Annotated in this window: 9 protein-coding genes; 1 reads left to right on the top strand and 8 read right to left on the bottom strand. The window is 28.0% G+C overall.

Translation table 11 applies throughout. The features are described 5' to 3' along the window. Positions 1-5: 5 nt before the first annotated feature. Together htpG and L3B96_RS21875 are read right to left on the bottom strand one after the other, a co-directional pair. Positions 6-1,940 carry a molecular chaperone HtpG gene (gene htpG, locus L3B96_RS21880; protein ID WP_238948567.1) on the bottom strand — a complete coding sequence of 645 codons (1,935 nt, stop codon included), beginning with the start codon at positions 1,938-1,940 and terminating at the stop codon, positions 6-8. A 213-nt stretch (positions 1,941-2,153) separates the two neighbouring features. Beyond that, positions 2,154-3,866, bottom strand: coding sequence for a methyl-accepting chemotaxis protein (locus L3B96_RS21875; protein ID WP_238900598.1), 1,713 nt, complete (start codon positions 3,864-3,866; stop codon positions 2,154-2,156). Positions 3,867-4,082: 216 nt separating this feature from the next. Between L3B96_RS21875 and L3B96_RS21870 the strand changes: the two genes are divergently transcribed. Next, on the top strand, positions 4,083-4,847 hold the full coding sequence (locus tag L3B96_RS21870) for a MerR family transcriptional regulator (RefSeq protein WP_238948566.1): 765 nt from the start codon (positions 4,083-4,085) through the stop codon (positions 4,845-4,847). A gap of 165 nt (positions 4,848-5,012) precedes the next feature. On the opposite strand, the gene L3B96_RS21865 is transcribed toward L3B96_RS21870, so the two are convergent. The 6 genes from L3B96_RS21865 to L3B96_RS21845 all read right to left on the bottom strand — a co-directional run bounded on the left by L3B96_RS21865 (position 5,013) and on the right by L3B96_RS21845 (position 12,913). After that, entirely contained in the window at positions 5,013-6,761 is a 1,749-nt protein-coding gene (locus L3B96_RS21865; RefSeq protein WP_238900596.1) for an HD domain-containing phosphohydrolase, read from the bottom strand. Between the two features lie 347 nt (positions 6,762-7,108). Continuing rightward, a complete protein-coding gene (locus L3B96_RS27360; RefSeq protein ID WP_275297312.1) occupies positions 7,109-7,231 on the bottom strand; it encodes a hypothetical protein in 123 nt (40 codons plus the stop codon). A gap of 87 nt (positions 7,232-7,318) precedes the next feature. Further along, on the bottom strand, positions 7,319-7,702 hold the full coding sequence (locus tag L3B96_RS21860) for a spore germination protein GerW family protein (protein WP_238948565.1): 384 nt from the start codon (positions 7,700-7,702) through the stop codon (positions 7,319-7,321). Between the two features lie 507 nt (positions 7,703-8,209). Beyond that, on the bottom strand, positions 8,210-9,979 hold the full coding sequence (locus L3B96_RS21855) for an HD domain-containing phosphohydrolase (protein WP_238900594.1): 1,770 nt from the start codon (positions 9,977-9,979) through the stop codon (positions 8,210-8,212). 149 nt (positions 9,980-10,128) lie between these two features. Then, positions 10,129-12,156, bottom strand: coding sequence for an FtsX-like permease family protein (locus L3B96_RS21850; RefSeq protein ID WP_238948564.1), 2,028 nt, complete (start codon positions 12,154-12,156; stop codon positions 10,129-10,131). Further along, the gene (locus tag L3B96_RS21845; RefSeq protein ID WP_017211416.1) at positions 12,146-12,913 is read right to left on the bottom strand and encodes an ABC transporter ATP-binding protein; all 768 of its coding nucleotides are present in this window, start codon (positions 12,911-12,913) and stop codon (positions 12,146-12,148) included. The genes L3B96_RS21850 and L3B96_RS21845 overlap by 11 nt, the downstream gene beginning before the upstream one ends. Positions 12,914-13,201: the final 288 nt, after the last annotated feature.

The raw sequence follows: 13,201 nt of genomic DNA, 5'->3' as shown, positions 1-13,201 counted from the left end.
CTATATTAAAGAGCAACTACTTTATTTAAAAGCATATTATTTCTCTTTATAAATTCATCCATTTCAGCTGCATCTAATTCCTTATTTGCAATTTTAGCTAAATCTAAAATATGCTCACAGATAAATTTAACATCTTCCTTTTTGCTTTCATTCTTAGAAACTTCTAGAAGCTTCTTAATTATTGCACTCTTATTGTTTATAACTAAAGTTTTTTCTTCATCGAACATACCTGGGAAGCTCATTCCTGATTTTGCATACATCTTACTCATTTGAGCCATTCTTCTTGACTCTTCTGAAACTAAAATAAGCGCTGGAGTTTCTTCATTCTTCAATCCTTCAATAGACAAATTCTTAATTTTGTCTCCTAGTGCAGTCTTAAATAGATCCTCTATTTCCTTATTTAAAGCTTTTATAGTCTCATCATTTTCATCTTCTTTACTTCCTAATGTATCTGAAATATCAGAATCAATTCTATTGAATTTAATTCCTGATTCATGCATTTCCAAGAACGAAATAAAATGATCATCTAGTGAACAATCTAATATAACAGCATCTAAATCATTCTCTTTAAACATCTTTATATATTGAGATTGTTGTTTTTCATCATTAGCATAAAATACTTTGTTTTCATGCTTTTCTTTATTAGCTTCAAGATAATCCTTTAATGTTACGAATTCACCCTTTAAATTCTTAAATATTATTATTTCCTTTATCTTATCATAGAATTTTGGATCTCTTAAGCAGCCGTATTTAATAAATATTTGTATATCTGGCCAGAATTTATTAAATTCTTCCCTGCTATTTTTAAACAAATCAACTAATTTATCTGCTACCTTTTTAACTATATGATTAGATATTTTTGAAACTTCCTTATCATTTTGAAGGAAACTTCTCGATACATTTAAAGGTAGATCTGGGCAATCAATAGTACCCTTTAATAATAATAAGAATTCAGGTATTACTTCTTTAATGTTATCTGCAACAAAGACTTGGTTATTATATAACTTAACTTGACCTTCTGTTGCTTCAAATTCATGAGTTAATTTAGGGAAATATAATATTCCTTTTAAATTAAATGGATAATCTACATTTAAATGAATCCAGAACAATGGTTCATTAAAGTCCATGAATACTTTTCTATAGAAATCCTTATATTCCTCATCTGTACAATCCTTAGGTGCTTTAACCCATAATGGATTTGTATCGTTTAATGGCTTTGGTACTTCTGGTTCTACTAATTCTTGATATTCAGTTCCATCTTCTTTCTTCTTTGTTTCATATTTAGGTTCTTCTTTTGGGTTATTTTCATCTTCTAAATATATTTCTGTAGGTAAGAAAGAACAGTATTTCTTGATTATTTCTCTTACCTTATATTCTTCCAAGAATTCTGAGCTTTCATCATCTATATATAGTGTTACTGTTGTACCCCTTGTTGTTCTTTCGCTAGAAGATCCAATTTCATATTCTGTTCCACCTGTACATTCCCACTTAACAGCTTCAGCGCCTTCTCTAAATGACAGTGTATCTATTTCTACCTTATTAGACACCATGAAGGTTGAATAAAATCCTAATCCAAAATGGCCAATTATATCTTTACCTTCATCCATTTTATCTTTATACTTTTCCATAAAATCTGTTGCTCCAGAAAATGCAACCTGATTTATATATTTCTTAACCTCTTCCTCTGTCATACCAATACCATTGTCTATGAATTTAAGAGTCTTCTTTTCCTTATTTATTGATACAACAACTTTGTATTGCTCGTCTCCGTTTATTGTTGCTTCTCCTAGGGAAACTAATCTTTGAAATTTACTAATTGCATCGCATGCATTACTTATAACTTCTCTGATAAATATATCTTTATCAGAGTATAGCCATTTTTTAATAATAGGAAATATGTTTTCTGTGTCAATTGATATGTTACCATTTTCTTTTATCATGATATTACCTCCTGTTATTTTTTCTAGAAAATATTTTAATGCAAAGAATATTTATTGTCAAATTCTTCTTATAACTTTATTTTAAACTTATACATTAATTTAATAAAGAAAGAATATATGTTGTAAAATGTATTTCTCACATAATAGCCTAAAACTATCATTTTGATATAGTACAAAATATATTCTAAATTATATATTAGAATCAAAATCTGATTATATCTTAAATTTTAACACAATATCATTAAGCTTTTGAGATAGTTCGGCTTGACTTTGCGAAGATTTTGCAATATCACTAACAGCTAATGTTATTTCATTAATACTATTCAGTACTTCTTCTGAACCTGCACCTGACTCTTCTGCTGTCGCAGATACAGTTTGCATAGCTTGATTTATTTGTTCTATAACTTCATTTATCTGATTAGATGAAGATGCAAATTCTTCAGTCATTTCATTAACAAATTCAGCGTCTTTTTCATATTGAATACCAGTATTCATAAGTAATTCATAGCTTGGCTTTACATTTTGAGCTATATAGTTAAGTATATCTTCTACACTCTGAGATAAATTTTCGAATGCAGCCTGCACCTGTAAAACCATACCTTGTATACTTGAAACTGCCTCTGATGATTGTTCTGCAAGTTTTCTTACCTCGTCTGCAACCACAGCAAATCCTTTTCCGTTTTCACCAGCTCTTGCTGCTTCAATTGCTGCATTAAGTGCAAGTAAATTAGTTTGTGATGCTATGTCCCCTATAGCATTAGCCATCAATTTTACCTCATTTACTACTTTACCATCTTCGATGGCTTTTATAATATTTTCTTTCTTTTCCTCATAAATAATGTTTCCTTGTTCTATATTTTCTGAAGCTTTTCTCTTTATTTCAAGAGAGCGATTTTTTATTTCCCCTACTGAAACAGCCGCATCATTTGCTCTATTAGCAAGTTCATTTGTTGTCGCTCCAATTTCTTCTGCTGATGCACTTACTTCTTCTGTTATAGCACTCAGATCTTGGGCTCCTTTAGATATTTGTTCAATTGATTCATTTATATCATTCATCTTAGAAGAAACATCATGTGTTGTAGCCGATAGTTCTTCTCCTGATGAACTTATATCATTGGATCCATCTATTATTACCCCTATTAACCTTCTTATGTTTTCATTAGCTTTATTTAAGGCTCTTGCCATACTTCCAATTTCATCCTTAGAGCTTATCTCTATTTCCTGAGTTAAATCTCCTTCTTCTAAGTGCTGTGCATATAATAATACTTTTTTTAAATTATTTGATATGATTGTAGCAATTATAACGCCTAATAGAACTGCAGTAATAAAACCTAAAATAATTGTTGTTACCATTATATAAAAAGATTTATTATTGACATTATTATTTGAAGAACTTTTATCTGATGCTTTTTGTTCAGTAATTTTAACTAATTTATCAATATTATTAGTTAACTTCTCTCTTATGTTTGCACTTTCTTTGCTAAAACTCATAGCTTCGTCGTACTTTCCATCACTTGCTAGACTTATTATTTTATCAGATGAATTTCTATAATCTGTTAAATCACTTTTTATCTCTTTATATATTTTATTTTCATCTTCATTTATGTCTGATTGTTCATATATTTTAAGGATCTCATTGTTTTCATCTCTATAACCATCTATATTACTTATTGTTTGGCTAACTTTACTAGAATCTTTACTATTTAATAAATTCAAAATTTCTAATCTAGAATGTAATGTATTTGAGTTAAAATCTTGTAGATTTTTTAGCACTTGAAAATCTTTTTCATATAACGCATTAGAATTAGAATTTATTTTACTTACACTAAGTATTCCTATAACTCCAACTACGGCAATAAATATAGATATTATAAAAAAGCTAAGCTGTAATTTATATTTTATTTTCAAATTATTAAACCATCTCATACTATTCTCCCCCTTTGTTGATATTTGTAATCAACTAATAATTCTTATTAAAATTTTAACATAATTTACCCATTTTTGCACTTATTTTTTGTATTTTTCACTAAATTCCAAAAATTAATTTGTACAATATTATTTTTTATTAAAACAATTACAAATAATACTATTGACATTAACGCTACGTAAAGGTGTAAATTAATCTTGTAAGGAGGCAATCACATGGAATATACAGTGCAAAAACTAAGTAAACTGGCTGGTATCAGCACAAGAACACTTAGATATTACGATGAGATAGGGATTCTTAAGCCGGCAAGAATCAATTCATCTGGATATCGGATTTATAGCCAAAAAGAAATAGATAGGTTACAGCAAATATTATTTTATAAGGAATTAGGAGTAGATCTTGAAAGTATAAAAAGTATGTTGTTATCACCAGATTTCAATAATACCAATGCACTCAAAGAGCATCGCGAAAATCTTCTTGCAAAACGCAAACAACTAGATATATTAATAGCTAATGTGGATAAAACGCTAGCTTCATCAGAAGGGAGAATTATAATGAGTGATAAAGAAAAATTTGAAGGCTTTAAACAAAAGATGATAGATGAAAATGAAAAGAAATATGGTAATGAAATACATTCTAAATATAGTGATAATATTGTAAATAAATCAAATAAGAAATTTCAAAGTATGAGTAAAGAACGATATGAAGAATTCGAAAAGTTAGGTATTAAACTTATGGATACACTAAAGGATGCTTTTAAAACTAATGATCCTTCAAGCGAGCTTGCACAAAAAGCTGCTGATTTACACCGCCAATGGCTAGCTTATTCTTGGAGCGAGTACTCAAAGGAAGCCCATGCAGGTCTTGCCCAAATGTATGTTGATGATGAACGATTTACTGCCTATTATGATAAGGATCAACCTGGCCTGGCCGCTTTTTTAAGAGATGCTATTTTTATATACACTGGAATAAAAAAATAATTTTATAAATTTAAATATATCAGTGAAAATACTATTCCAAAATTAATAGCTGTCGATTTTATCGACAGCCTATTAAATGATTATACTATATATTATAATTTGATTATTATTATCTCAATTTATTGAATTCGGTTTACATATTTCTTACAGGGCTTATTTTTTTTGTTATTTATTCAATACCTTTTCAATAAATACATTTACTAATTCAGGATCAAATTGAATTCCCGAATTTCTTTTTAATTCCTCTATAGCAAATTCTTCTGATAATGCTTTTCTATAAGGACGTTCACTAGTCATAGCATCATATGCATCCACAATAGATATAATTCTAGATTCAAAAGGTATATCTATATCTTTAATGCCTTTTGGATATCCTTCTCCATTCCACATTTCATGATGAGAAAGTACATACTTTGCAATTTCTGACATTTCATTTACTGTACTTAATATCCTATACCCTATTTCTGGATGACGTTTGATTTCATTATACTCATCCTCTGTAAGTCTCCCTGGCTTATTAAGAATATTTTCCTCTATTGCTATTTTGCCTATATCATGTAGTAATCCGGCATTTTTTAATTCTTGGATTTTCCTTTTAGGTACGCCAATATTCTTTCCCATAAGTTCACACAGATTAGCAACTCTCACAGAATGTTGCTCTTCCCTTTTATTTTTCTCATTAAGAGTGTTTATTATTGTATCAATAGTTTTACCTCTCATATTTGAACTTTCAAAAAGCTTTCTCTTATACATATAATCTTCTGCTTTTATAAATATTTCTTGAATCATTTCATCTTCATGACATTTAGTTTCATAACCGAATGAAATAGATATATCCAAACCTTGTATTTTTTCTTTTTTAGCTAGATTATTAATATTTTCAACGATCTTCTCTGCCTCATAAGTATCTGTTTTCGGTAATAAAATGACAAACTCATCTCCACCCAATCTGATAACAACATCATGGGATCTGCATCCGTTTTTTATTATCTGTGCCGATTTTTTAATCAGTTCATCCCCCACAACATGTCCAAACGAATCATTAATCAACTTTAGCCCATTTACATCACCCAGAACAATAGTTAAAGGATAATTCTCTTTAACGTCTAAACGTTTTAGCTCCTCCTCATAATATCTTCTATTATATAGCCCTGTTAATTGATCATTGTAGCATAAGTATTCTAATCTCTCCTCTAGTTCTTTTTTAACAGTCATATCTCTTAATGCAGCTAAAACATGATCTTCTCCACACTTAACCATCCTAATTTCACAATAGTTACCTAATAGTTTATACTCAAAAGTATGTAACTTACCCGTTTCTAGAACTAATCTCAAATTCTCACAAGCTAAATCAGCAATCTCTTCCGGCATCACTTCTGATATTGTCTTACCAATAAACTCTTCTTTAGGTAACATCAATATATTCTCATCCTTAGCTTCAGTATCTATAAAAACACCATTAGAGTCAAAAGTAAATAAAATATCTGGTATAGCTTTAATAATTGCTCTACTTTTCTCTTCAATTTCCTTTATCTGTATCTCGTCTTTTCGTATTTGCTCATACTGAATTTTCAATTCATCCTCATAATCACTCAATTGTTTAACATATATTTCTAGCTCCTTATAACTATTTCTAAGTTGTTGCTCTGTATTACATATTTTTTTTAAAAACTTATTTGTCAATACATAAAGAATACTTGTAGTAACTATTATAAACAGAACACCTTTATATATGCTAATTTTTAACACATTATCTTGTCCATTCGTAATTAAATCAATAATAGCATCCGATACAAAAATCCATATCAATCCTATTGCTGCATATATTAAGCATATTTTAATATTTTCATACTTAAAGGAATATTTATTCTTCGATAAACGCGATAAACCCTTCTCTTTAATTAACATAAGCATTCTCCTATTTTCATTATTATTCTTCCATTATACCTTAAATATAACCATAATGTTTTTATTTTTTATACATAATTAGCTATAATATTTTTTAATTATATTCTTTTATTTCTTATAATATGCAATTTTCAATTAAGTTTCTATATTGCCTCTTTAATCAAGTGCTTTGATTACTAGATTTTTAAATGTAGAGTTATTAGTCGAATATATATATATAATTTCTAACACGAATAACAGTCCAATTTGCATAACATACATAAATTAGACTGTTTTATTTCTATAACGAAAAATATAAAAATGAATCAGTTAATTAGACTGCGCTAGTATCATAATCCATAATCAAATTTCTTTTATAATTTCTGATACCCATCTGCATAAATCACTAGACCTGACACTAATATTATGGCAATTTTAGGCATTCTGTTTACCTTACTTCTAATATACTTAGTTGATTCAATTATCTTATTATACATTTTATTTCCTCCCAACCTCTAAGTTAAATAAATATTTATGTAATATACTTTATAGCATTTCATCAATTAGTTCTATACGATACCTATTTATGAACTAAAATTTATCTCTTCCTTTATATTTTCTTTATTAATATTAAATTTCCCAACTCTGTCAGGAATACATCTAAGTATATCATCTATATCATTTAGTCCCCTTAGTTTCATTATAGTAGTTTCACCATCTCTAATTATTAAAATTGCATCTACAGATGCACTTACCCCTATACATTCGCCAATGTCTACACCTTTCATTTCTTTAAAACCATCACATTTTTCTCCCCCTATTCCGCAACTAACCATAACACTTATAATAGGTATAAGAATTACTTCTTCTAAAATAACAGGTTTTCCTATAACTCTTTCTGTTATGAAATGTTTTCCTAATTTAATAAATAAGTCATCTATATCTTCTTTTTTAGCTCTATTATCCACATTGTTCCCTCCTAGATTTAATATAAGCTTAGTAGCATTTAATACATCTATTTTAAATACTTCTATAAAACTATATATGTTTCAATTCACAATTCACCATTACGTCTAAAATTCTCGCAATATTTTTAGAATTATCATGAAGAATTATTTTTGTAATATATATCAGCATTTTAATATTTAGTATAATCAGCTTAAAGATAAGCATTATACACTTAAATAAATATATTAGTAATTATTTCCCAATAACTCAAAATTTAAATCTTTTCTCTTATTAATAAATATTAAAATGTCATTATTTTTAACCTACATCACACTTGTATTTTTATAAAGTTTTGATTCGCAAAAAATAAAAAAATATGACTCAGAGGATATATTTTTCTCTAAATATCCTCTAAATCATATTTCATTCTTATATTCTAAAAGCTTTTTACTTAATTAAATCTCATTTATTATTTTTGGTAAAATTAACATTATCCAATCATAGGTAATTATACTTAATGTAGAATCTTATTTTTTTAAATAATCAGTAAAACATTTTACTATTTGGGGATCAAATTGAGTCCCTGAGCACCTTTTCAACTCTTTTATAGCTTCTTCTTTACCTATAGCCTTCTTATACACTCTGTCATTAGTCATAACATCATAAGAATCCGCTACATTAATTATTCTCGCCATTAACGGAATTTCTTCTCCAACTAATCCTAAAGGATACCCATTTCCATCCCATTTCTCATGATGTGTTAATACACATTTAGCAACATTTCCAAGCTCGCTGGATGCATTTATAATTCTGTATCCTTTTTCTGTATGAGTCTTCATTATTTCAAACTCTTCTTTGGTCAACTTTCCTGGCTTTAATAATATATCTTCATTAACACCTATTTTACCTATATCATGTAAACTTGCAACTAATGCTAACTCGTCTAGCTCTGAAATTTTTAACCTCAATTTTTTTCCTATTTCTAAAGCATATTTTGTTACTCTTTCAGTATGTTCATTGGTTTCCATATTTTTCTCTTCTAGACTTTTTTTCAATGAATCCATAATTGAGCTTCTAATACTTTTTTTTTCTAATAATTTTTGTCGATATACTTTTTCTTCTACCTTGTTTATACAATCATATATATCTTCCTGTAATGAATATTTTATTCCCTCACCTAATGCAATGCTTAATTGCATAAATTTATAATCTGCTTGTTCGCATTTTTTTGTGATTTTTCTAATAACTTTTTCACATTTTGATTCATCACAATTAGGTATAAGAATTATGAATTCATCTCCGCCCCACCTAAATACATATCCATTAGGATGACATATCTCTTTAAGAACTCCAGCTATACTTCTAAGTAAATTATCTCCTTCTAGATGTCCTAAAGTATCATTTACTATTTTAAGCCCATTTACATCTCCCATTATTATTCCTAATGGCAAATATTCCTCATGGTTTAGTTCTTTAATCTTTTCTTCAAAACTATATCTATTATATAAGCCTGTGAGAATATCTATTTCACTTAAATATCGTAATCTTTCTTCTAAGATCTTTCTTTCCGTTATATCTCTAGATAACCCTACCAATCCCCATACTTGTCCATCTTTATCTACAACAGGTATTTTAACATTCTCTTCAACTATTTCTCTACCATTCTCATTTTGTATCCTATGCTCAAAATAAGTAGCTTTTTTTGTTACCATGATTTTATTATCTTGTTCAATGAATTTTTTAGCTTCACTGTAATTTCCATATATCTCCAAATCAGTTTTGCCTATTATTTCTTCTACGCCTCTCTTTTTATAAAAATCTTCAAACTTCTTATTAAATCCAAGAAATCTACTTTCCTTATCTTTATAAAAAATAGATTCTGGCACTGCATCAATTATTGTTCTTAATATGTTTTTTTGTTTTTCTATTTCTGCTTCTCTTAATTTTCTATCATTTATATCAATTATAATACCAGCTACGGCTTTAGGCTCTCCATCATTATCTAGTATGGGAAATATAAAACACTCAACACAGTTGTCATTTACTATACCTTCTACAACATAAGTCTTCCTTTTCCTTAGGCACTCATTTATTTGCTCATCATATATTTTTGCTTTCTCTAAAGGAAAAGCCTCTTTATTTGTCTTGCCTTTAACATCTTCCAGCTTCACATTATACATATTTTCATAATACTTATTAAAAAATATTATTGTCGTGTCAATTCCTTCAATCCAAATCGGCCAAGGTATATTACTTAAAAATGATTTATATATTTCCCCTAAATACTTTTCTTCCATCGCTTCGGTATTCCCCTTTTATGTTAAGTTTATTATAATTTGATTTTACTATCTCTTAACATAATTGTCTACCGAAGCAACTATATTCAAATATTAATAGCATACTTATTATTTGCTAGTTTTACCAATTTATATTACTGTATTTATTTCTATCTATATTCATTTCCAACTATGTTTTTATAAGCTACATATGTTGCATACAGATATCCACCATAAACAATAAGCATCATTAATGCTGTCATTAAAATCGGTTGTATTTTATTGCTAGACCCCAATACCATTAAGTATTTATTTACTACAGTAATTCCAACATATGAATGAACTATTGAAAGAGCTAGAGGCAATACAAAAAATACAGCAACTTGTTTAAATATACTTTTATTAATCATACTCTTTGTTGCTCCAATCTTTCTTAAAGATCTATACCTTTCTATAGAGTCATTGCACTGCGATAATTGTTGAAGCGCAAGTACCGCTGCACTTGACAATAGAAATACAATTCCCATATATACTGCTACAAATAATATTATTGCAGATAATCCTCTACTATCGTCATATGCCATTTCTCTTGTCCCACCATAGAGACTAAAGTTTAAATTTTTATATTCATTTTCATTGAACTTAAAATTATTAAATATAGTAGTTAATTCTTTTTTCGCATCTTCCTTATTATCACCTACAAAATTTAAATCTAGTACCTCATCATATTTATCTATTCCATTTACTAAATCATCTGGTACTACTAAGGTAAACATAGCATCACTTGAAGGCGATGTGGAAATAGCCCCAGTTTCAATTTTTTTATCTTTTATTTTAAATTCCTTATTATCTATCTGTAGTGAATTCTCATTTTTAATAAAGCTTTCTAGTAATCCCTTTAAGGGCTCATAATTAGAACACACTAATATCTCATTATCTTTTAAATCTATACTAGATTCACCCTTCAATTTCCTTAATTTATTGTATTCTGAAATTTTAATCATATCTGTAGTATCAAACACTTTAAAATTTAACATTTCTTTTTGATCGCTAGATAGTGCATATTTAGCTAATACATCTCTAGAACTCATATTATTCTTATATTGTCTAATCACAACATAGTCAGCATTATCATCAACATTATAATTTAGCTGCTTTAGTGCATCTAAAACTGAAATTCTATTACTATTATTTTTATCAAATACTTGTACTGATGCATCAAACGGAGTTTGGTTTTTTAATGAGCTTTCTGAAGCATTTTTTACACCTAATCCAGTTGACAAAGTTCCTATAGTAACAAATAACATTAAACAAATTATTGTCATGGAAATAAAATTAGTATTAAATTTACTCGAAATTTGTTTTATATTAAAAACATTTAGACCATTTAGATATAAATTCTTATTTTTTCTAAGTGCAGAAAATGTAACCGATGCGATTCCATAAAAGAAAAATGCTGTTCCAACAATCCCTAATGCTATTGATAATTTAAATCTGCTGTCATCAAAATTCAACCCTGCTAAATTAACAAGATAATAAGCATAACCTAAAACAATAAGTGCAGCTATTAATATAAATAGAGCTATATATGGATTTTTAATATTAATTTTTTCATTTTTTCTATCTGCATGCAATAAGTCAATTAATTTATATTTTGAAACTATAATCACATTAAATATCATAACTAATAAGTACATTATCCCAAAATATAATATAGTCTTAAGTATAGCACTTATTGAAATTGAAAAACTATATTTAGTCATTTGCACCGCAAAAAGCTTAGCTGTGAATATAGAAAGAACTTGTGCAAACAACATTCCAAGTAAAAGTCCTGCTGCCAAGGATATTATGCCTATATATAAAGTCTCAAAAAGCAATATCCGTGACATTTTTCTTTTTCCCATTCCTAAAATCATATATACCCCAAATTCTTTTTTTCTTTTACTAATCAAAAATTTTGTGGCATATATTATTAAACCGCCTAATATAACAGAAACGCCAATAGATATAAACGAAATAAGTTGCGCCATCATCTTAACATATTCCGTTTGTCCAGAATTCATATCTGCCATTACTGACTGAGAATCGATTGAATTAAAACTATAGAATATGCATACTGCAAAAGTTAAAGTTAAAAAGTAAATAGTATAATCTTTAAAGCTCTTTTTTACGTTATTAAAAGCAATTCTAGAATACATCTTTTGAATCACCTCCAAGTAGTGTAACAATATCTATTATCTTGTTAAAGAAATCTTTTCTTGAATCTTCGCCTCTTACCAATTCATTAAATATATTTCCATCTTTTATGAATAATATCCTATGTGCATAACTTGCCGTAAACGCATCATGTGTAACCATCAAAATTGTTGCTTCTAATTCTTTATTTAGGGTTTCAATAGAATTTAAAAGTAATTTAGCTGACTTAGAATCCAAAGCCCCTGTAGGTTCATCTGCCAAAATAAGTTTTGGATTATTAACTATTGCCCTTGCTGATGCTACTCTTTGCTTTTGACCTCCAGACATTTGATAAGGATATTTATCTAATACTTCGAGTATTCCTAAGTTTTTAGCTGAATTCCTTACTAATTCATCGACTTCCTTGCCTTTCTTTCCTGCAATAGTTAATGCTAATGCAATATTTTCATATGCTGTCAATGTATCTAGTAAATTGAAATCCTGAAAAATAAAGCCTAACTTATCTCTTCTGAATCTTTCAAGTTTCTTACTTTTAAGCCTTGTAATATCTTCTCCATCAATCATAATTGATCCGGTAGTCACTTTATCTATTGTAGATATGCAATTCAAAAGAGTAGTCTTCCCACTGCCTGAAGGCCCCATTATACCAACAAATTCACCTTTTTCTACTCTAAAACTTATATTATCAAGTGCCTTTGTGACATTATCTTTATTTCCATAATATTTTTCTACATTTTGAATGTTTAAAATGTTCTCCATAATCTTCCTCCTATTTTTATAGCAACTTTTATAATCGCTATTCATTCCAAATTTATTTAACCTCATGACTACATTTTAAAGCTTTTGATATTTTTCTCATATTGAAATATCTTTCACTTAACTTACATTTTCGTAAGATGTAGATAACAATTTGAAATATTAATTGAATTTAATTAAAAACTGCAAATAATAAATATCATTTATAAAACATTTTTATTCCCAATATCAAAAAATAGCCTAGGAACCAATCTCCTAGACTTTGTGTCTTATATAATTTAGAAATACATA

This window comes from Clostridium sp. YIM B02569, assembly GCF_022320765.1.
In the GTDB taxonomy this organism is placed as follows: Bacteria; Bacillota; Clostridia; order Clostridiales; family Clostridiaceae; genus Clostridium; species Clostridium beijerinckii.
This window is presented reverse-complemented; position numbering and strand designations above follow the sequence as displayed.